This is a genomic window from Methylobacterium sp. Leaf456 (genome assembly GCF_001425465.1).
GTDB lineage: Bacteria > Pseudomonadota > Alphaproteobacteria > Rhizobiales > Beijerinckiaceae > Methylobacterium.
In genome coordinates this window covers 143,844-164,768 of record NZ_LMQV01000012.1, presented here as the reverse complement: position 1 = coordinate 164,768, position 20,925 = coordinate 143,844, and the positions used below count along the sequence as shown (strand labels likewise).

17 protein-coding genes are annotated in these 20,925 nt (G+C 69.4%); 8 read left to right on the top strand and 9 right to left on the bottom strand.

Features of this window, described 5'->3' with window-relative positions; genetic code table 11:
* Positions 1–128: 128 nt before the first annotated feature.
* Positions 129–1,535 carry a Hint domain-containing protein gene (locus ASG52_RS10720; protein ID WP_056242752.1) on the top strand — a complete coding sequence of 469 codons (1,407 nt, stop codon included), beginning with the start codon at positions 129–131 and terminating at the stop codon, positions 1,533–1,535.
* A 103-nt stretch (positions 1,536–1,638) separates the two neighbouring features.
* Here the strand turns inward: ASG52_RS10720 and ASG52_RS10715 are convergent, their stop codons facing one another.
* Entirely contained in the window at positions 1,639–2,565 is a 927-nt protein-coding gene (locus ASG52_RS10715; RefSeq protein WP_056242750.1) for a LysR family transcriptional regulator, read from the bottom strand.
* Between the two features lie 569 nt (positions 2,566–3,134).
* On the opposite strand from ASG52_RS10715, the gene ASG52_RS10710 reads away from it, so the two are divergent.
* On the top strand, positions 3,135–3,359 hold the full coding sequence (locus ASG52_RS10710; protein ID WP_056242749.1) for a hypothetical protein: 225 nt from the start codon (positions 3,135–3,137) through the stop codon (positions 3,357–3,359).
* A 125-nt stretch (positions 3,360–3,484) separates the two neighbouring features.
* Here the strand turns inward: ASG52_RS10710 and ASG52_RS10705 are convergent, their stop codons facing one another.
* The 3 genes from ASG52_RS10705 to pedF form a co-directional block, all read right to left on the bottom strand.
* Positions 3,485–5,272 (bottom strand): PQQ-dependent methanol/ethanol family dehydrogenase, encoded by a 1,788-nt coding sequence (locus tag ASG52_RS10705; RefSeq protein WP_056242747.1) that lies wholly within the window; start codon positions 5,270–5,272, stop codon positions 3,485–3,487.
* A gap of 391 nt (positions 5,273–5,663) precedes the next feature.
* Entirely contained in the window at positions 5,664–6,521 is an 858-nt protein-coding gene (locus tag ASG52_RS10700) for a substrate-binding periplasmic protein (protein ID WP_286159012.1), read from the bottom strand.
* A gap of 2 nt (positions 6,522–6,523) precedes the next feature.
* Positions 6,524–6,943: a cytochrome c-550 PedF gene (gene pedF / locus ASG52_RS10695; protein ID WP_056242743.1), complete on the bottom strand. Its 420-nt coding sequence runs from the start codon at positions 6,941–6,943 to the stop codon at positions 6,524–6,526.
* 247 nt (positions 6,944–7,190) lie between these two features.
* On the opposite strand from pedF, the gene ASG52_RS28290 reads away from it, so the two are divergent.
* From ASG52_RS28290 to ASG52_RS10670, 5 genes are all read left to right on the top strand, one after another.
* Positions 7,191–8,423, top strand: a complete 1,233-nt coding sequence (locus ASG52_RS28290) for a lanthanide ABC transporter ABC transporter substrate-binding protein PedA1 (RefSeq protein WP_082552491.1) — start codon at positions 7,191–7,193, stop codon at positions 8,421–8,423.
* Positions 8,420–9,415, top strand: coding sequence for a YVTN family beta-propeller repeat protein (locus ASG52_RS28285; protein ID WP_056242741.1), 996 nt, complete (start codon positions 8,420–8,422; stop codon positions 9,413–9,415). The genes ASG52_RS28290 and ASG52_RS28285 overlap by 4 nt, the downstream gene beginning before the upstream one ends.
* Positions 9,416–9,552: 137 nt before the next feature.
* Positions 9,553–11,547 (top strand): 4Fe-4S binding protein, encoded by a 1,995-nt coding sequence (locus tag ASG52_RS10680; protein WP_082552504.1) that lies wholly within the window; start codon positions 9,553–9,555, stop codon positions 11,545–11,547.
* Positions 11,544–12,524, top strand: a complete 981-nt coding sequence (locus ASG52_RS10675) for an FAD:protein FMN transferase (protein WP_056242739.1) — start codon at positions 11,544–11,546, stop codon at positions 12,522–12,524. Before ASG52_RS10680 ends, ASG52_RS10675 begins: the two co-directional genes overlap by 4 nt.
* Positions 12,525–12,657: 133 nt before the next feature.
* Positions 12,658–13,344 (top strand): LuxR C-terminal-related transcriptional regulator, encoded by a 687-nt coding sequence (locus tag ASG52_RS10670; RefSeq protein ID WP_056242737.1) that lies wholly within the window; start codon positions 12,658–12,660, stop codon positions 13,342–13,344.
* 170 nt (positions 13,345–13,514) lie between these two features.
* Here ASG52_RS10670 and ASG52_RS10665 read toward each other — a convergent pair whose 3' ends face one another.
* A complete protein-coding gene (locus ASG52_RS10665; protein WP_056242736.1) occupies positions 13,515–15,620 on the bottom strand; it encodes a GAF domain-containing hybrid sensor histidine kinase/response regulator in 2,106 nt (701 codons plus the stop codon).
* Between the two features lie 292 nt (positions 15,621–15,912).
* On the opposite strand from ASG52_RS10665, the gene ASG52_RS10660 reads away from it, so the two are divergent.
* Positions 15,913–16,176 (top strand): hypothetical protein, encoded by a 264-nt coding sequence (locus ASG52_RS10660; RefSeq protein WP_056242734.1) that lies wholly within the window; start codon positions 15,913–15,915, stop codon positions 16,174–16,176.
* 150 nt (positions 16,177–16,326) lie between these two features.
* Here the strand turns inward: ASG52_RS10660 and ASG52_RS10655 are convergent, their stop codons facing one another.
* From ASG52_RS10655 to ASG52_RS10640, 4 genes are all read right to left on the bottom strand, one after another.
* Positions 16,327–17,298 (bottom strand): tripartite tricarboxylate transporter substrate-binding protein, encoded by a 972-nt coding sequence (locus ASG52_RS10655; protein ID WP_056242732.1) that lies wholly within the window; start codon positions 17,296–17,298, stop codon positions 16,327–16,329.
* 163 nt (positions 17,299–17,461) lie between these two features.
* Positions 17,462–18,967, bottom strand: a complete 1,506-nt coding sequence (locus ASG52_RS10650; protein ID WP_056242731.1) for a tripartite tricarboxylate transporter permease — start codon at positions 18,965–18,967, stop codon at positions 17,462–17,464.
* A gap of 16 nt (positions 18,968–18,983) precedes the next feature.
* Positions 18,984–19,649: a tripartite tricarboxylate transporter TctB family protein gene (locus tag ASG52_RS10645; RefSeq protein WP_056242728.1), complete on the bottom strand. Its 666-nt coding sequence runs from the start codon at positions 19,647–19,649 to the stop codon at positions 18,984–18,986.
* 190 nt (positions 19,650–19,839) lie between these two features.
* On the bottom strand, positions 19,840–20,829 hold the full coding sequence (locus ASG52_RS10640; protein ID WP_056242726.1) for a Bug family tripartite tricarboxylate transporter substrate binding protein: 990 nt from the start codon (positions 20,827–20,829) through the stop codon (positions 19,840–19,842).
* Between the last annotated feature and the right edge of the window lie 96 nt (positions 20,830–20,925).

The window sequence follows — 20,925 nt, the reverse complement described above, 5'->3', positions numbered from 1 at the left end:
GGTGGAAACTGCCTCCCAAATATTCGCCCCGCAAAATGGAAAATCTTTTGGCTATTCAGTGATATACGCGGATCAACAAATCGTAAATCAATCCTCGCACTGACAACGGGCAGTGCAGGGGACCATAAATGTCTGAAACGTTCGTCAATCAAACGTTCAACGCTGGCCAGGCCGCGACCGGCGTTCTCGCGCTCAATAGCTTCACGGGGACGAACATCGCCAGCGGCGTCTCGACGATCACCATCAACGGCAACGTGAATCTTCCGGGCTCCCCCGTCACCGTCAACGCCAACCTCGTCGGTCTCGTCGGCGCAGGCCTCCAGGGCACTTATGTCGGCTTCAGCCAGCCTCAGGGTGAAACCGAGCCGACCTACTTCTTCAGCGTCGCGCCGGGCGGTCTGTCGCTCCCCGTCACCGTGGCGGTCAGCGCGGGGCAGTTGTCGACGCTCAGCCTGCTGGCTCCCGTCAACACCACCGGCAACATCTCGGCACCCGACAGCCCCACCATCGTCTGCTTCGCCTCGGGCACGCGCATCCGCACGCCGAAGGGCGAGGTGCGCGTCGAGGAGCTGAGCGTCGGCGACACGGTCGTGACCGCGTCGGGCGCGCACCGGCCGATCCGCTGGATCGGCCATCGTACCATCGATTGCGCCGGCCGGGCCGACCTCACCCAGGTCCTGCCGGTGCGGATCGCCCGCGACGCCTTCGGCGAGGGCCGGCCCACCCGCGACCTCCTCGTCTCGCCCGCCCACGCGATCTGCGTCGATCTCGTCGGCGAAATCCTCGTCCCGGCCTGCCGGCTCATCAACGGCACCACGATCACGCAGGTCGCGGTCGAGGAAATCACCTACTGGCATATCGAACTCGACAGCCACGACATCCTGCTGGCCGAAGGTCTGCCCGCCGAGAGCTACGTCGAGTGCGGCAACCGCGCCTTCTTCGCCAACGCTCCGGTGACCGACGCCGACACCGCGCCCGACGCGCGCCCGAGCGGCCGCGAGGCCTTCTGCCGCCCGCTGCGCGAGAGCGGCGCGCTGGTGGACGCCCTGCGCGAACGCCTGAGCGAGCGGGCCGAGACGCTGGGCTGGACCCTGGTCGAGACGCCGCTCGCCGAGCTGCGGGTGGTGGCCGACGGGCGGGTCCTGCGGCCGGAGAGCGACGGCTTGTGCGCCCGCGTCCGCCTGCCCGCCGACGCCCGCGAGGTCTGGCTCGAATGCGAGACCAGCGTGCCGGCCCATCTCGGCGGCAGCGGCGACGACCGGGCGCTCGGCCTCTGCCTCGCCGCTCTGACCGCCGACGACGGCCTGAGCGTGCGCCGGACCCTGCCCGCAGAAAGTGCCGAACTGGATGAGGGCTTCCACGCCTCCGGCGAGGGCCATCGCTGGACGACGGCACGGGCGCGGGTACCGGCCTCGCTGTGGCAGGGCTGCCGCGACGAGTTCTTCCTGCGCATCGACCTCGCCGCCCCGGCCCTGCCGCGCTGGGTCGATCGCGGCCGCGCCGGCGGCAAGGCCGAACTGCGGCTCGTCGCCTGAAGGCCCAACGCGGGCTCGGGGTTTCACCCGAGCCCCCTCACGAACATGAAGAACGCCGTCCCGGATGCCGCATCCGGGGCGGCGTCGCCGTTGGCCGGGAGGCTTACCCCGCCGCCTCCCGCACCGGCGCTTCGGCGGTGTCGGACAAGGCCGAGAGGCGGCGCGTGGCGAAGTCGATGAAGCTGCGCACCTTGGCCGGCAGCAGCCGCGAGGTCGTCACGATGTAGAGCGGCGTCGGCTGGAGCGTCCAATCCGGCATCACCTGCTCCAGGACGCCGCTGGCGAGATCGGGCCGGAGGCCGCTGAGGCTCGCGGCAAAAAGCCCGTGGCCGGCGAGCGCGAAGGTGCGCATCAGGCCCGGCGAATTGCAGCCGATCTGGCCCGAGACCGCGATCGAGGCGGCCTCGTCGCCGCGGACGAACGACCAGTTCGTCGGAGGCCCGGCGACGAGGACGTTGTGGTCGGCGAGATCCGGCGGGTTCATCGGCCGGCCCCAATCCTCAAGGTAGGACGGGGCGGCGAAGACGCCGTTGGCGAGTTCCGCCACCTTGCGCACGATCAGCGAGGTCTCGCGCGGCGTCTCGACCGCGAGCGCCAGATCGTAACGCTCGTCCATCAGATCGACCGGCCCATGGCCAAGGCCGAGCTGGATCCTGACATGCTCGTTGCCGTTGGCGAAGTCCGAGACGATGCCCGACAGGTGCTCGTTGACCCAGCCGTCGGCGGGCACGGCGATCTTAAGGAGGCCGCTCGGCCCCTTCGCCTCCGCCATGATGTCGTCGTAGGCCTGCTGCGCCTCCTCCACGAGGCGCATCGCCTGGAGAAAATAGGCCTCGCCGTAGGAGGTGAGCGTCAGACGGCGCGTGGTGCGGTCGAGCAGGCGCAGGCCGATCGCCGTCTCGAACACGGTGATCCGGCGGGAGAGCGAGGAAACCGGCATCCCCAGGACGAGAGCGGCTTGGCTGAAACTTCGCCGCTTGGCCACTTCGACGAACAGGGCCATGTCGCGCAAGACTTGGGGATGAGGCATGCGTGAGCGATCCGCTCCAAACGTTGAGTGCCGTGCGTGGACTTTCGCCATGCGCCTCAGGCCGAGAGCACAGCGTCGATCGAAAGTCCCGCAAGGCACGTTCGAAGGTCGTCACGAACAAACGAAACGCACATCCGCAAAAACTCGTACGGCGGCGGAGCGGCTGAAACGCGAGAGACCTTTCAAACATTTGTGAATTTTTGCCCGGCCGAAGCCGGACGACGCTTCATCAACGTAAGATGATTTTTGATAGTTGAATACCACCCCCGGAAACTCTCAATGCCCCGAAAACACCTTCCCTTTGCACAACGGGGTTTTTGAGAAAGTTCTTTCTGATTTTGCTCGTAATCAGTCCTCTTTCCCGGCTCCTCGCGAGGATGTGCGTAGTGTGATGGCTGGCGCGGGCCTGATCGACGCGGCAAAGCCTTGACCGGAGCAGCCGGTCTGCCGATTGTTACTCGCTAACACTTGTTGGGGACCGCCCTGGGAAGGGGGCAGATGATCCCCGTTCAGTCCTGTGTCTCCGCCGCCGGAAATCGGCGGAGCACGTTTCGAAGAGAGATGACGACGTGTATCAGAACTGCCCGCGGAGCTCGGAAATCCTGTTCGCCGCCGCCGACGCCACATGGCGGACCGAGGCGGCCCGGTTGCTCGACCGGCGCGCCGACGATCCGGAACTGGTGCTTTGCCCCGAGGCGCGGGGGCGCCCCCACAGCCTGCTGCGGCTTGCCTACGAGGCGCGCGAGCGGGCGCTGGCGGGCTGGAAAGCCTCCCGGGCCGAGGCCGCCGCGTAAACTCGGCCGATTGGCAGGACGACGAAAAACCCCGGAGCGGCGGACCGCTCCGGGGTTCTTTTTTTCACCCGTTCCGTGAGAGCCGGCCCCCGAGACGATCGTCCTAGAGCATCGGCCCGACCGTATCAGCGCGCCGCCATCTTCTTGGGCAGCTTGAACGCCCAGAAGCTGCCGCCCTGGTTGATGCCGGCGGTGGACTTGGCCACCTCGCCACCCCAGAGCGGGACCGCGCCGCCCCAACCGGCCGCGACGCCGACCCACTGCTCGCCGTCCTGCTCCCAGGTGATCGGCGAGGAGACCACGCCGGTGCCGACCTGGAACTTCCACACCTCTTCGCCCGACTTGGCGTCGAAGGCCTTGAGGAAGCCCTCCGGCGTGCCGGTGAAGACGAGGTTGCCGCCGGTGGTGAGCACGCCGCCCCAGAGCGGGGCCTTGTTCTTGTAGTTCCACACCACCTTGCCGGTGGCCGGGTCGATCGCCTTCAGCGAGCCGATATGGTCGTCGAAGATGGGCTTGATGGTGAAGCCGGCACCCAGATAGGCGGCGCCCTTCTTGTAGTTCACCGGCTCGTTCCAGATATCCATGCCCCACTCGTTGGAAGGGACGTAGAACAGCTTGGTGTCGGGGCTGTAGCCGATCGGCATCCAGTTCTTGCCGCCGAGGAAGCTCGGCACCGCGAACACGGATTTGCCCTTCTTGCCGTCCTCGGACTTCGACGGGTCGCCGGGGCGGAACGCGTCGTCGTAGATCGGGCGGCCGTTTTGATCGATGCCCTTGGCCCAGCTGATCTTCTCGACGAACGGCGAGGCCGAGATGAATTTTCCGTTGGTGCGATCCAGAACGTAGAAGAAGCCGTTGCGGTCGGCGGTGGCGCCGGCCTTGACGGTCTTGCCGTCCTTCTGGAGGTCGAACGGCACGAACTCGTTCACGCCGTCGAAGTCCCAGCCGTCATGCGGCGTGGTCTGGAAGCCCCACACGATCTCGCCGTTGTCGGGGTTGAGCGCGAGGCGCGAGGCCGACCACTTGTTGTCGCCCGGGCGCAGGGCCGAGTTCCACGGGCCCGGATTGCCGGTGCCGAAGTAGAGCAGGTTGGTCTCGGCGTCGTAGGTGCCGCCGAGCCAGGTCGCGCCGCCGCCGTACTTCCACAGGTCGCCCGGCCAGGTCTCGTTGACCTTGCCGGTCATGGTCGAGGGCTTGCCGTTCAGCTCGCCCATATGGCCTTCGATGACCGGGCGCTTCCAGAGGATCTCGCCGGTCTCGGCGTCGCGCGCCTCGACCCGACCGACGATGCCGAATTCGCCGCCCGACACGCCGGTGATGATCTTGCCGTTCACGATCAAGGGGGCGGCGGTGTAGCTGTAGCCGGCCTTGAAGTCGTCGATGTCCTTGCGCCACACCACCTTGCCGGTCTTGGCGTCGAGCGCGACCAGCTTGGCGTCGAGCGTACCGAAATAGACCTTGTCCTTGTAGAGCGCGGCGCCGCGGTTCACCACGTCGCAGCAGGGCAGGATGCCCTCGGGCAGTCGGGCGTTGTATTCCCACAGCTTCTCGCCGGTGCGGGAATCGACCGCGTACATGCGCGAATACGAGCCGGTGACGTAGATCACGCCGTCCTTGACCAGCGCCTGGCTCTCCTGGCCGCGCTGCTTCTCGCCGCCGAACGAGAAGGAATAGGCCGGCACGAGGCCCTGGATCGTCTCCTTGTTGATGGCCTTCAGCGGCGAGTAGCGCTGCGCCTGGAGGCCGAGGCCGTAGGTGACGACGTCGTCGGGGGTCTTGGCGTCGTTGAGGATCGCCTCGTTGCTGACGCCGGCCGACGTCTTGTTGGCCTCGGGGGCCGCGAGGGCCTGGGACGCGCCCGCGAGGAGCGCCGCCGCCCCCACGGCCGCGAGGAACCGGTCATGCACCTTCATCAAACGTCCTCCTGATCTCGGTCGGGCGGCCGGCGGACCTTGTCTTGGTCTCTCGAACGACCTCCCATGATCGGCAAGCTATCCACGCGCGCGTGGCGTGGTTATTGGCCATAAGTCCAAGATAAGATTGTTGCGGTGCGGCAAATCAGTTCGGGATTGGAGGTTCGACCGATCTCTGCAGTCGATGCCGCAAAGTCGGACGCGAAAAAGCCTCGGACCACGCGGGGAGCGCAGCCCGAGGCTTTCTCGATTCTTGGCTGCTTCCGAAATAGAAGCGGCGTCACAAGCTTTCCGGCCGGTCGCGTCGGAAGCAGCCGCTCTCCCCCCTCTTCCCGCACGCGGGGAGAGGGTCGCGACAACCCTGTCGTCGGCGCGACAAGCGGCAGGCCTTTCAAAACCCCTTCGGCGCCGCGTAGGTCACCCCGTACCGCTCGCAGATCGCCTTCAGCCGCCCGTCCTCCGTCATGGCGCCAAGCGCCTCGCCGACGGCGTAGCCGAGGTCGCGCGAATCGGAACGCACCGCGCCGCCCAACTCCCAGTTCGTCTTCACGATGCCGCCCAGCGCGATCTCGACCATCGGGAAGCGGTCCGGCCCGACATGCGCCGCGAACAGCGCGGCCTCGATCGCCGGACGCGTGCCGGCCAGGATCGCGGTCTCGCCGGAAAGAAACGCCTTGGCCGCCTCGTCGAAATTGCGGAAGTGTTTGAGGTTGTTCCGGTAGCGCCCGTTCTCGGCCATCAGGATCTGGAGGTCGGAGGCGCTGGCGCCCTCGACCGCGATCTGATTCTCTTCGATGTCGGGAAAGCTCGAAAAGCCCTCCATCTTGTCGCGCGCCCAGGCGAAGGCGAGGCGCTGCTCGAAATAGGGACGCACCAGGAAGACCTGCTCGTTGCGGATGCCGAGCAGCTTGTCGTTCGGCACATGCAGCATCAGGTCGGCGAGCTTCGAGCCGGCGAGATCGCCCTTCCACAGATTGAGGCGGAAATCGCCGTCCACGTTCTCGCCCGCATCGACGAGGCGCAGGTCGAGCTTGAGCTTCAGCGCCTCGGCGAGAGCCCGGGCCACGTCCACGTCGATGCCGACCGGTTGGCGATCGCGCATCTCCGAGAACGGCGCGTTCTCGGCGTAGAGCGCGACCCGCAGGGTGCCGTCCGCGGTCGCCTCGTCGAGGGGACGGGCGAAGGCCGGAGAGGCGGCGAGCGCCGCGAGGCCGGCGAGCGCGCCGCGCCGGGTGAGGGAGCGCGACACGGCTACTCTTCGTGCTTGGCTTCGATGTAGGTGCGGATCGCCCACATGGCTTCCTGCGAGAGGATGCCGTCGAAGGCCGGCATCTTGGTCATGCCGTTGACGACGGCGCCGTGCTTCATCCGCTCGACGAAATACTCGTCCCCCTCCTTGCCGGTCGGCAGGTAGCGCAGATCCGGGGCGAGGCCGCCGGACACGACCTGGAGGCCGTGGCAGCGGGCGCAGTTCTGGTTGTAGCCGGAATCGCCCACCGTGACCGCCTTGGCGTTGCCGCGGTAGGGGTTCTCCTCCTTCCACTCGGTGCCCAGCGATTCGAGCCCGTCGGTGTTGACCGGCTGGGGCTGCACGTCGCCGTGGGCGAACGCACCGCCTGCGAGCATGAGGCCGAGCAGCAGCCCGCCGGCCAGCCGAATCCGTGTGGTCATGTCCGTCTCGCTCCCTGGCCTGCCCGAGACTTGATGCGTGCGGGGCGGCGCGTTGTGCGGGAGGCGGGACAAGTTGTGGCCCGCGCTCCTCGATTATGCGCCACGGTATCAAGCGGGCCGGAGACGCCCCATTGTGCTTTGGTACGACAGGGCCGCGCCCCCGGTTGCGACCTTGGTCCAATATCGGCGTCGCCGACCCCGCGCCTATGCTTGCCCCAAAATCCAGGGTGGAACCGTTCGGGGCAGGATGCCGACACGCGCCGATCTCACGGAGGGCGGCCGAAGGGGCTTCGGCAGGCATGCGCTGCGGGCCCTGCTGACGGCCTGCGCGCTCATCGCCGCTGCCCCGGCGCTCGCGAACCCGCAACTTGCGATCCACTACGTCGAGCGCCGGGTGGAGCGCCCGACCCCGCTCAACAACGAGCCGCCGATCCCCGACGACGAGGGACTTCGCGGGGCCGAGTTGGGTTTGCGCGACGGCAACGCCACCGGTCGCTTCGTCGGCCTGTCCTTCGCCCTGACATCGACGGTGGTGGAGCCCGGCGCCGACCTGCCAGCGGCGTTGGCCGCCCTGGCGCGCGAGAGCGGCCCGTTGCGCTTCCTCGTCGTCAACGCCCCCGCCGACGACCTTCTGGCCATCGCCGACGCGCCCGAAACCCGCGACGCCGTGCTGCTCAATGTCGGCGCGCCGGACGTGCGCCTGCGCGACCGCGATTGCCGCGCCCGGATGCTGCACGTGCTGCCCTCGCGCGACATGCTCACCGACGCGCTGGCGCAGCTTCTGCTCTACAAGCGTTGGAACCGCCTGCTGCTCGTCTCCGGCCCCGGCGCCGACGACGCCCTCTACGCCGACGCGCTGCGGAAAAGCGCCAAGAAATTCGGCGCCCGGATCGTCGCGGAAGCGAGCTTCGACGCCCGCGGCGCCGACCTTCGGGACTCCGCTCTGAAAGAGTTCGCGGTCATCACACGCGGCCCCGAGCACGACGTGGTGGCGGTGGCCGACGAGCGGGCCGAGTTCGGGGCCAACCTCGTCTACAACACCGCCTCGCCCCGCCCCGTCGTCGGCACGCAGGGCCTGATCCCGACCGCCTGGGGCCGCCCGGTCGAGGCCTGGGCCGCGGTGCAGTTGCAGGGGCGCTTCGCCAAGCTCGCGGGCCGCCCGATGGGCGCCATCGACTGGGCGGGCTGGATGGCCGTGCACGCCGTGACCGAGGCCGCGACGCAGCTCAAGTCGAGCGACGGGAGCGCGATCCGCGACTTGCTTATCTCGAAAAAGTTCGAGGTCGGCGGGTTCAAGGGTCGCGCCCTGAGCTTCCGCCCCTGGAACGGACAGTTGCGCCAGCCGGTCTTCGTGCTCTGGCCCGGCGCCGTGGTCGCCGCCGCCCCGGTCGAGGGCTTTTTGCACCGGCGCACCGAACTCGACACCCTCGGTCTCGACGAGCCCGAGAGCGCCTGCCGCGCCTTCGGAGGCAACGGATGATTCTTTTCAGACTTTGCGTCGGTGCCATGCTGCTGATGCCGCTGGGTGCGGAGGCCCATGAAGTCTACGTCTCGAACGAGCGCGACAACACCGTCTCGGTGATCGATTCCACGACCTGGGAGGTGACCCGCACCTTCCCCGTGGGCCGGCGCCCGCGCGGGCTCACGTTCTCGAAGGACGGCCGGCGGCTGTTCGTCTGCGCCAGCGATTCCGACGCCGTGCAGGTGATCGACCCCGACACCGGCAAGCTGCTGCACGACCTGCCCTCGGGCGAGGACCCGGAGCAGTTCTCGCTCGCGCCCGACGGAAAAACCCTCTTCATCGCCAACGAGAACAACGCCACCACCACGGTGGTCGATGCCGACACCCGCAAGGTGCTGGCGCAGATCGATGTCGGCATCGAGCCCGAGGGCATGGCGGTGAGCCCGGACGGCAAGCTCGCGGTGACGACCTCCGAGACCACCAACATGGTCCACTGGATCGACACCGGAACGCTCCAGGCCACCGACGCCACCCCCGTCGGCCAGCGCCCGCGCCACGCCGAGTTCACCCGCGACGGCAAGCGGCTCTGGGTCTCCTCCGAGATCGGCGGCACGGTGGCGGTGATCGACGTCGCGACCCGCCGGGTGGTCGAGACCATCGGCTTCGAGATCAAGGGGATTTCCGGCGACCGCATCCAGCCGGTCGGCATCGCCCTGTCGGAGGACGGGCGCAGCGCCTTCGTCGCGCTCGGGCCGTCCGACCGGGTCGCCGTGGTCGATACCGAGAGCTTCAAGGTGAAGGCGACCATCCTCGTCGGTCGCCGGGTCTGGCACGTCGCGGCTCTGCCGGGCGGCGAGCGGCTGGTGACGACGAACGGCGTGTCGGGCGACGTGACCGTGATCGATGCGGTGAGCCTCAAGGCGATCCGCAGCATCAAGGTCGGGCGCTATCCGTGGGGCGCCGCGGTGCGGCCGGCGGCGGGCGTGCGCTCGGCAGGGGCGGCGGAGTGAGGCGAGCAGGGTGCCGCCGCGCCGAAGAACCCTCTCTCACGGGGAGGGATGCGCGCACGGCTTTGTGCCATCTCATTGCAATCCTTTTCGTCTTTCTCGCCCTCCCCGCCCACGCCGGCACCCTCGGTCGCGCCGGCATGGAAAAACAATTCCCCCCGCCCCTCGTCGTCGGCGAGCGCGACGACCGCATTCCGGTCTGGCCGATCCTCAAGCAGGAGGCCGGCTCCTACGAGGTCATCGCCTACGCGTTCGAATCGATCGACTTCGCCCGCATCCCCGGCTTCGGCGGCACCGCCCCGAACCTCTTGATCGCGCTCGCGCCCGACGGCACGTTTCGCGATGCCAGGGTGACTTCGCATCACGAGCCGGTCTTCCTCGAAGGCCTGGGCTCGGAGCCGCTCTTCGCCTTCGTCGAGCAATATGTCGGCCTCTCGGCCCGCCAGCCGATCCGGGTCGGGCGGCCGAACGCGCGGGCGGCCGGGGCCGCGCCCGCCACCACCGTCGACGGCATCTCGATGGCCACCGCCTCGACCCGCGTGATCAACGAGACGATGCTCGCGGCCTCGCTGGCGGTGGCGCGGGAAAAGCTCGGTTTCGGCGCCGTCAACATCGGCCTGCGCGTCGAGGCCAAGCCCGATGTCGAGCCGCTGGGCCTCGCCGAGTTGGAGCGGCGCGGCTGGGTGAAGCGCTGGCAAATCACGCATGCGGAAGTCGATGCGGCCTTCGCCGATACCGGCTTGAGCGATCCCGATCCGGGCGCACCTGAAAAACCCTTCGCCGAGCTGACGTTGGCCTATCTCAACGTGCCCACCATCGGCCGCGCGATCCTCGGCGAGGCGGCCCATGCCCGGCTGATGCGCGAGATCGGGCCGGGTGCCCACGCCGTGATGGTGGTGAGTTCCGGCCATTGGAGCCCGCTGCCGGACGAATTCGTGCTGGGCTCGGTGCCCGACCGCCTGACGATCCAGCAGGGCGGCCTCACCGTGAACGCCCGCGACGCGGCCTGGGAACGGCGTGACCTCGCCCCCGATCTCCCTGCCGGCCCCTGGAGCCTCCTGAAGATCGGCGACGCCGCCGGCTTCGATCCCTCCGCCCCCTGGTCGCTCTCGGTGAAGGTCACGCGCGAGCGCGGCCAGATCTTTCCCGAAAAGGTCGCCTGCGAGATCGCCGCCGAGTATCGCCTGCCTCCTGAGCTGTTCACCCGCGAGGTGCCGGATGCGGGACCGAGCTGGACCGATTCCTGGCGCGCCCGCGGCGTCGAACTCGGGATCATCGCGGCAGCCCTCGCGCTCCTCGTGCCGGTGCTCGCCCGTCAGGACGTGCTGGTGGCCCGCGCCCGCCCGTTCTCGCTGTTCCGCTTCGGCTTCCTCGCCTTCACGCTCGGTTTCGTCGGCTGGACCACGCAGGCGCAGCTCTCGATCGTCACGCTCGTCGGCACGGTGCGCGCGCTGGTCCATACCGGCGATTTCGGCTTCCTGCTCTACGATCCGCCCTCGCTCGTGCTCTGGGGCTTCGTGCTGGTCACGCTGGTGGTCTGGGGCCGGGGCACGTTCTGCGGCTGGCTCTGCCCGTTCGGCGCGCTGCAGGAATTCGTTGCTTTTCTCGCCAAGCCCTTGCGCATCCGGCAAGTCACCGTGCCGCCCCGCCTCGACCGGGCCCTGCGGCAGGTGAAGTACGTGGTGCTCGCCGCGATCCTGCTCGCTGCGGCTTTGGGCTCGCCGCTCGCCGACACGTTCTCCGAGGTCGAGCCGTTCAAGACGGCGATCACCCTGTACTTTATCCGATCCTGGCCGTTCGTGCTCTACGCGGTCGGGCTGATCGTCCTCAACCTCTTCGTCTACAAGGGATTCTGCCGCTATCTCTGCCCGCTTGGCGCCAGCCTCGCGCTGGCCGGACGCCTGCGCCTGCTCGACTGGATTCCGCGACGGCCTGAGTGCGGCTCGCCGTGCCAGCTCTGCAAGGTGCGCTGCCGCTACGGCGCCATCGAGCCGTCGGGCAAGATCGATTATCCCGAGTGCTTCCAGTGCATGGATTGCGTCACGATCATCCGCGATCCCGCCCAATGCGTGCCGCAGGTGCTCGCGGCCAAGCGCGGCAAGCGCCTCGTCCCACAGCCGGTGGCCGCCGAATGAGCCTCTCCCTTCGCCCCGCAATGGAGCGCCGCCGCATCCTGCTCGGCGGCCTCGGCGCGCTGGCGGCGCTCGCCACCGGTCCAGCGGCGTTTCGGGCGCTGGCCGAGCACCGCGGGCGCCGCGCCGCGACGCGGGCCGGGCTCGCCTTCGGGACCACGGTCTCGCTCACCCTGGTGGCGGAGCGCGACGACGCGTTCGAGCCGGCCTTTCGCGACGCCTTCGCGGCGATCCGCGCGGTCGAGGCGGCGGGCAGCCTCTATCGGCCCGACAGCGCCCTGTCGCGACTCAACCGCGACGGCCGGCTCGACGCGCCCGACCCGCTGGTCCTGGCAATGCTGCGTTTCGCCCTGACGCTGGCCGAGCGCAGCGGCGGTGCCTTCGATCCCACGGTGCAGCCGCTGTGGACGCTGTGGTCTGACGGGGCCGCGAGGGGCGAGCGGCCGGGGCCGCAGGCGCGCGCAGAGGCCGTGTCGCGCGTCGGCTGGCGGCATGTCGCGGTGGATGAGACCGGAATCCGCTTCGCGCGGGCCGGCATGTGCCTCACCCTCAACGGTCTGATCCAGGGATTCGCCGCCGACCGGGTGATGGCGGCGCTCGCGGCCCACGGCATCGCCGACGCCTTCGTGGATACCGGCGAGTTCGCCGCCGCAGGGGCGCATGCCGACGGCACCCCCTGGCGGCTCGGGCTCGGCGCGCACGGCGATAGGCCGTCAGAGGTCATCGCCCCGTTCGCGGGCTTCGCCGCCACCTCCGGCGACGACGCCACCGCCTTCTCGCCCGACCGGCGCGACCACCACATCTTCGATCCCGCCACCGGCCTCTCGCCGACCGCGCTCTCGCGGGTCACCGTGACGGCGCCGAGCGGCTTGTTGGCCGACGGCCTCTCCACCGCGGCCTTCGTGATGGGCGAGGCGGCGGGCGCCGCGCTGGTGCGGCTTTACAGCGGCTGCGCGGCGCGCTTTACGGTCAAGCTCTGAACTCGACGCACACCGCACATTCTCGCGACCGTGGCGATGACATGCGCACAATTGATATAGGATAGTGGTCGAGACCTGCGGTCACGCTCTATCCCGCTCCAACGGTACCCCGACACACGAAGCCCCGATCAGGATGTCCAGCGCCTCCGCCCCACCGCCACCCGCCGGCGGGCCCGTCGCCGTCGTCGCCGACGACGACGCGTTCTTCCGCCTCGCCCTGACGACCCTGCTGGTGCGCCGCCTCGGCTTCGCCCGCGTGGTCGAGACCGGCTCCCTCGACGAGGCGCTGGCGGCGCTCGCCGAGACGCCGGAGGCGAGCCTCGCCCTGTTCGACCTGCGCATGCCCGGCATGGCCGGCGCCGCCTCGCTCAGCGCCGTGCGCGAGTGCTTCCCCACGGTGAAGGCCGCGATCCTCTCGGGCTCGACCGACCGGGAGGACATTTTGACGGCGCTCGCCGCGGGCAGCCACGGCTACGTGCCCAAAACCCTGCCGCCGCCGGAGGTGGTGAGCGCGCTCGAAGTCATCCTGGGCGGCGCGATCTACGTGCCGCCGTTTCTGGCCGACATCCCCGGCCCCGGCACCGCGCCGCCACCAGTCCCGCGGGAGCCCGGCGACGTGCCCGCGGCCTCGCTGACCCGGCGCCAGCGCGACGTGCTCGAGCTGATCGTCGACGGCCGCTCCAACAAGGAGATCGCCCGTACGCTCGCGCTCGGCGAGGGCACCGTGAAGGTCCACGTCGCCGCCCTGCTGCGGGCGCTCGGCGTCGCCAACCGCGCCGCAGCCGCGGCGCTCGGCGCGCGGGCGCTGGGGCGGACCTGACGAGAGCATGTCCCATCCATCCCCCTCAGAGGTGCCGGAGCGCAGCGGAGGCCTCGAAGGTGGGCTCCAACTCGCGCGCGATCCCTGGAGCCCTCCTTCGAGGCCCGCCGAGGAGGCGGGCACCTCAGGATGAGGGGGATGGTTGGGATGGGGTGGGGCTGAAAAGCCCCTTACGCGCAGCGCGCCGGGTCGGCCCGCCCGCCCCGCGCCCAGTGCTCGACGGTGGCGAGCAGCGCCTCGCGCTTGAACGGCTTGCCGATATGGCCCTGCATGCCGGCGGCGAGATAGTCCGACATCTGGTGCGGCAGCACGTTCGCCGTCATCGCGACGATCGGAACCTCGGCCGCGGGACCGCCGAGGGCGCGGATGCAGCGGGTCGCGGTCAACCCGTCCATGCCCGGCATCTGGATGTCCATGAGCACGAGATCGTAGGTGCGCTCGGCCACCGCCCGGATCGCCTCGGCTCCGCTCGATGCGATATCGACGGCGTGGCCGCCGAGTTCGAGCACGGCGCGGCCGAGTTCCTGGTTCAGAAACACGTCCTCGACCAGCAGCACCCGGCAGGCGGGGCGACGCAGCCGTTCCGCCGTGGGGACGACCGGCGCCGGCAGGGCCACGGCCGGCAACGGCACCTCGACCCGGAAGGTCGATCCGACCTCGGGCTCGCTGGTGAGCCCGATCGTGCCGCCCATCAGCTCCACCAGCCGCTTCGAGATGGCGAGGCCGAGCCCGGTGCCGCCGAACTCCCGCCGGATCGTGCCGTCGATCTGGCTGAAGCGCTCGAACAGAAGATGCTGCTTGGCCGCCGGGATGCCGATGCCGGTGTCGCGCACCGAGAAGCCGATCCGCTCACCATCGGACGCTTCCAGCGCCAGGGTAACGCCGCCGCGGCGGGTGAACTTCACCGCGTTGTTGAGGAGGTTGAGCAGCACTTGCCGCAGCCGGTCGCGATCGCCGACGACGGACGCCGGCAGGCCGGGTCCGATCGCGACCGTCAGGCTCAGGGCTTTCTGCTCGGCGCTGGCGCGCACGATCGCGGCGGCTTCTTCCGCCAGCGGGGCCAGGGCGAAGGGCGTGGGCCGCAATTCGATCCGGCCCACCTCGATCTGCGAGAAGTCCAAAATGTCGTCGACGATGGTCAGGAGCGCCGAGCCGGCGGAGCGGACGCGCTCGGCGTGGAGGCGGGCGCCGGGACCCAGCGCCGGGTCGTCGAGCAGGAGGTCGGTGTAACCGAGCATGCCGTTGAGCGGCGTGCGGATCTCGTGGCTCATGGAGGCCAGGAAATCGGTCTTGGCGCGGCTCGCCGCCTCGGCCTGGACGCGGGCGGCGTCGAGTTCCGCCGTGCGCGCCGTGACGCGCTCGGCCAGCGTCGCGTTGAGGTCGCGCAAAGCCCGCTCGGCGGAATCGCGGGCGGTGTCGTCACGCACCGTCAGCACGGCGCCGACCTGCCGCCCGTCGGCGCCGCGCAGCGGCTGGGCGGTGCCGACCGCCAGCACCCGCGAGCCGTCGGGGCGGTGGATGCGCCAGCGCGCATCCTCGACCCGCTCGCCGGCCACGGCCCGGACGAGGGGCAGTTCGGCGATCGGATGGGGCCGGCCGTCCTCGGTGAAGAGGTGGTAGGTCTCGCTGTAGCGCTCCGGCGCGATGTCGAGCCGGGCAACGCCATGGATCGCGGCCGCCGCCTCGTTGACGAAGGTGAGCCCGCCCGATGCGTCCGCGACGATGACGCCCTCGGCGAGCTGGCCGAGGATCGCCGCGTTCTGGTCGGCGGCCGCCCGCGCCCGCTCGGCCTGCCGTTCGTAGAGGCGCAGGTGCGCGACGACGACGGTGGCGAGATCCCGCAGCCGCTCCCGATCCTGCTGCCCGAAGGCACGCGGCTGCCGGTCCATCAGGCAGAGCGTCCCGATCCGCACGCCCGGCCGCAGGATCAGCGGCGCGCCCGCGTAGAAGCGGATGCCTGCCTCGCCTGTGACCAGCGGGTTGTCGGCGAACCGCGGGTCGGCCTGCGTGTCCTCAATGACGAGATTTGCGTCCGACAGGATGGTGTGGGCGCAGAAGGCCATGTCGCGCGGCGCGCCCTCGGCCTCGATCCCGCACTTTGCCTTGAACCAGAGATCGTCGGCATCGAGCAGGGCGACGGTGGCGATCGGCACCGCAAACAGGGCGGCGGCGGTGCGGCAGACCGCGTCGAAATGCGGCTCAGGCTCGGTCCCGAGGATGCCGAGCGCGCGAAGCGCGGCGATCCGTTCCGGCTCGTTGGGCGGAGTGGCGACCATACCGATCCAGCGCCTCAAGGGCGCACGCGGCGATGAGGCCCACGTGCGTCGACCCGATCCTCGACGCGGGAAGCCTCGCATCGACCGGTTGAGGCCTGTTTAATCCCTTCCGCGGCGCGCCGGTTATCACACTTTCGGGAAAGGCGTTTCCCGCCTGTCGCGGTAATCGCCCGGAACCGGCGACGGCGCGTGCGGCAAGTCGCGGCAGCCATGCCATGTTGATGCGCCGCCGCGCGAGACCGACTATCGAAGCCGACCCGACATTCCGCGACACGCTGGCAGGGATCGACCGATGAGCGCCCTCGACGGACTGCTCCTCCTGGCCTTCCTGGCCCCGCCGACACCGATCCGGCCGGAGCCGCCGCGGCGGGTGCCGGGCTGGTTCCCGGCCTTCATCATGGGCGCGACGGTGTTCCTGATGGTGGCACCGATGATCGCGATCTGGGGCTTCCACCGCCCGGAAAAACCCTTTCGCGATGCCTGCGCGGCGGCGGGTGGGCGCGTGGTTCCGGCCTCGCTGGCGGGCGACGGCCCGCCGCGGTGCCGGCGGCCGTAAAAAAAGCGAAAAATACCAAACCCGTCATTCCGGGGCCGCGTAGCGGAACCCGGAATCCGCCCGTGATGCGCGGTGCCAGCACAACGTCGCGGCCAGTCGTAGATTCCGGGTTCTCGCCTTCGACGAGCCCCGGAATGACGGTGACAACGGTTACTGGTTCGCCTCGACGGCGCCGCGCAGCACCGGGGTCCAGCGGGCGACCTCACTCTCGACGAGCTTCTGCAAAGCCGCCGGGCCGGCCTCACCGTCCTTCGGCACCGTGCCGCCGAGTTCGAGGATGCGCTTCTTCGCGTTCGGGTCCTTGAGCGCCGCATCGAGGGCGGCCACGAGCTTCTTGCGCACGTCCTCGGGCAGGCCCTTGGGGGCGAACACCGCGTTCCAGGCGCTGACCTCGTAGCCCGGCAGGCCGGCTTCCTTGGTGGTCGGCACGTCGGGCAGGCTCGGGTTCCGCTCGGGCGTAGCCACCGCGTAGGCCTTGATCGTCCCGCCGTTGATCTGGGTCGCGACGTTGACGATCTGGTCGGTCATGAAGTCGACCTGACCGGCCATCAGGTCGTTCAGCGCCGGGCCGGTGCCGCGATAGACCACCAGCGTGGGCTTGGCGCCGATCTGCGAATCGAACAGCACGCCGGTCGAATGCGAGACAGAGCCGACCCCGGCATGCGCCTGGTTGATCGAGGCGCCACCCGCCTTCACCGCCTCGACGAAGCTCTTCAGGTCGGGGGCCGGGAACGCCTTCTTGGCGACGATGACGATGGGCGTGCCGGCGGCGAGCCCGATCGGGTCGAAGCTCGTGGCCGGGTCGTATTTCAGGCCCTTGAACAGAGCGGGTGCAGCGCCGTGCGTGCCCATATGGCCCATCATGATGGTGTAGCCGTCGGGCGCAGCCTGCGAGGCGCGGGTGATGCCGGTGGTGCCGCCGGCCCCGGTGACGTTCTCGATCACCACCTGCTGGCCGAGCGCCTTCGACATCGGGTCGGCGACGATGCGGGCGACGATGTCGGTCGGGCCGCCGGCCGCGAACGGGACCACCATGGTGATCGGACGCTGCGGGTAGGAGTCGGCGCGGGCGTTGACGGCGGTGAGCGCGGCCAGAAGCCCGAACGCTAGAGCCTTCTTCACGGTATTCCCCCTGCTTGATCTTGATGTCGTTGCGAACTCGACGCTCGGCCGCGGCGACGCGCCCCTTGGGAACGAAATCCGCCGCGGCTTTAATCCCGATGCTCTCGCGTGTTGTGCCGCATCGGCTTCTTCCGAAAACCGGTTCCCACTTTCGGGCCGATGCTCAGGCTTCGGTGAAGACTTCGTCCCGGCTTTTTCGCAACGACGGCAACAGGGCCGCGGCGAGGATCGCGAAGGCGATGATGAACAGCACCGCGCTGACTGGACGCTCCAAGAACACCATCGGATCGCCGCGCGAGAGCGTGAGCGAACGGCGCAGGTATTCCTCCATCAGCTTGCCGAGGACGAAGCCGAGCAGCAGCGGGGCCGGCTCGAAGCCGAACTTGATCAGCAGGTAGCCCATCAGCCCGAAGAAGCCGATCAGCATCACGTCGGTCGGGAGCGAGTTGATCGAGTAGATGCCGACCGAGCAGAACATCAGGATCGCCGGGAACATCAGCCGGTAGGGCACCTTCAGCAGGCGCACCCAGACGCCCACGAGCGGCAGGTTGATGATCAAGAGCATCAGGTTGCCGATCCACATCGAGGCGATCATGCCCCAGAACAGGTCCGGGCTCTTGGTCATCACGCCGGGGCCGGGGATGATGCCGTGGATCGTCATGGCGCCGACCATCAGGGCCATCACGGCGTTCGGCGGGATGCCGAGCGTGAGCAGCGGGATGAAGGCGGTCTGCGCGCCCGCGTTGTTGGCGCTCTCGGGGCCGGCCACCCCCTCGATGGCGCCGCGGCCGAAGCGGCTCGGGTCCTTGGCGATCTTCTTCTCGATCGTGTAGGCGGCGAACGGCCCGAGCACGGCACCGTTGCCCGGCAGGATGCCGAGGATCGCGCCGATGGCGGTCCCGCGCAGCGTCGCCGGGGCCGCCTGCCTCAGTTCGGCGAGGCCCGGCAGCAGCCGGCCGATGCGCTCGCGCACCACGTCGCGGGCCTCGGTCTGATCGAGGTTGCGCAGGATCTCGGCGATGCCGAACAGGCCCATCGCCAGCACTGAGAAGTCGACGCCGTCGGTGAGGAAGGCGAAGCCGAAGGTCATCCGCTCCTGGCCGGTCTCCAGATCGGTGCCGACCGCCGCGAACAGCACGCCGACGAGGATCATCGCCACCGCCTTGAGCACCGAGCCGTGGGCGAGCACGACCGCGAAGGCCAGACCCATCACCATCAGGGCGAAGTACTCGGCCGGGCCGAAGATCAGCGCGAGCTTGGTCAGCGGGGCACCGAGCGCGGCGATCAGCAGGGTCGCGACCGTGCCGGCGAAGAACGACGCGATGGCAGCCGTACCGAGCGCGATGCCGGCCTTGCCCTGGCGGGCCATCTGGTGGCCGTCGAGCGTGGTGACGACGGAGGTGGCCTCGCCGGGGATGTTGACGAGGATCGCGGTGGTCGAGCCGCCGTACTGCGCGCCGTAATAGATGCCGGCGAGCATGATGAGGGCGCCGACCGGATCGAGCCCGAAGGTGATCGGCAACAGCATCGCGATGGTGGCGATCGGCCCGACGCCGGGCAGCACGCCGATCAGCGTGCCGACGAGGCAGCCGAGGAAGCACAGCGCGATGTTCTGAAGGCCCAGCGCGACCGAGAAGCCGAGGCCGAGATTGGAAAACAGGTCCGCCACGGGAGCCGCTCCGCGATCAGGTGGTCAGGGAGTGGCGCGCGACCTCGATGGGTTCGCGCCGGCCCGAGCGACGTTGGACGACGAGGAGACCGAGCCCTACGAGCGCCATGGCGCCGGCCGCGAGCCGCAGCATCGTGCGGGCCGGCAGGACGCCGGTCATCGCCTGCACGACCGCGGTCGGGAAGATCGGGATCGGCAGGTTCAGCATGTCGCCGAACAGCAGCATGCAGCCCGCCGTCAGGAACAGGGCGAGCGTCAGCAGTTCGATGAAGCGCGCCTCGGTGCCGGCATAGCCCGCGATGATGATGGCGAGCGGGCCGGCGACGATGAGGCCGAGGCCGGGCGTGGTGATGCCGCCGAGCGCGAAGGGCCGGATCGTGACCGCGAAGGCGATGATCGCCAGGGTGATGACGACGGGGCCGCGGAACGTGAAGGACTGAAGCGGGGCACCGTCATGGGTGAAGCCGGCGATCGCGAGCGCCAGCCCGCAGAGGCCGACGCCGATGGAGAGCCAGAACGGCATCAGGCCGGGGCCTATGGCGCGGAGCGAACCGTAATCGAGGTCGCTGCCGGCCCAGATGCCGAACACCCCGAGTCCGATCAGGCCGAGGCCGGCGACCAGACTCTGCGGTGCCCGCACCGGACCGCGGCGCGACGACGTGCCGTCGAGGGGCGCGTCCATTCCTTCTTCCTCCAGAGTTCAGTGCCGCCATCGAGGGCGGCTTTTTTGGCGTTCTGACACGACAGGCCTGGCGCGTCGTGCCTGAAATGATGCCTTTGGCCGGCCATCCACGGCGGGCCGTGCCCGCCTTGGATGGCCGCGCATTCCGTCCGACGAAGCGGTCTCCGCCCCTTCGGACGGCGCTGCCGGATCAATCGGCCTGGATGCCGGCTTCCTTGACCACCGGGGTCCACTTGGCGATCTCGGACTTGACGTGCTCGGCCAGCGCCTCGGGCGTCGAGGGGGTGAGCTTGGCGCTGAAGCCCTTCATCCGCTCGGCCAGCCCCGGATCGGCCAGCGCCTTCACGGCGGCGGCGTTGAGGGCGTCGATGATCGGCTTCGGCGTCTTGGGCGGGGCGAACAGCGCGTTCCAGGTGTAGGTCTCGTAGGCCGGGATGCCCGATTCCGCGATGGTCGGCACGTCGGGGAAGGAGGGCGCGCGCTCTTTCGTCGTCACGGCGAGCGCCCGCAGGCTGCCGGCCTTGATGAATTCCGAGGCCGAGGGGAGGTTGTCGAACTGGATCGGCACCTGTCCGGCGACCACGTCGTTCAGCGCCGGGCCGGAGCCGCGATAGGGGATGTGCTGCATCTTCACGTCGGCGAGGCTCTTGAACAGCTCGCCCGAGAGGTGGAGCGGCGTGCCGACGCCCGAGGAGGCGTAGTTGTACCGGCTCGGCTCGGCCTTCAGCAGGGCGACCAGCTCCTGCACGTTCTTGGCCGGCAGGTTCGGGTTGACCACGAGCACGTTCGGCACGACCGCGAGCAGGGCCACGGGGCTGAAATCGGTGATCGGGTCGTAGGGCTTGCGCTTGAGGATCAGCGGGTTGAGCGCGTGCGTCGCGACCGTGCCCATGAGGATGGTGTAGCCGTCGGGCTCAGCCTTGGCCACGCGCGCCGCGCCGACGTTGCCGCCCGCGCCGACGACGTTCTCGACCACGACCTGCTGGCCGAGGATTTCCGACATCTTCTGCGCGACGAGGCGCCCGACCACGTCGGTCGAGCCGCCTGCGGCGAAGGGGACCACGAGGGTGATGGGCCGTGTCGGATAGGCCGGCGCCTGCGCGCGCGCACCGAGCGGCAGCGCGGCGACCAGAAGTCCGCCGACGACGAGCATACGGCGCGACAGGGTGGATAGACCCATCCAAATTCCTCCCGAATCATTCTCTTGGCGCGCCGACACGAGGCGGCACGCCTCCGCATGAAGGGAGGGGAACGGCGCGCCGCGCAAGCCGTGCGC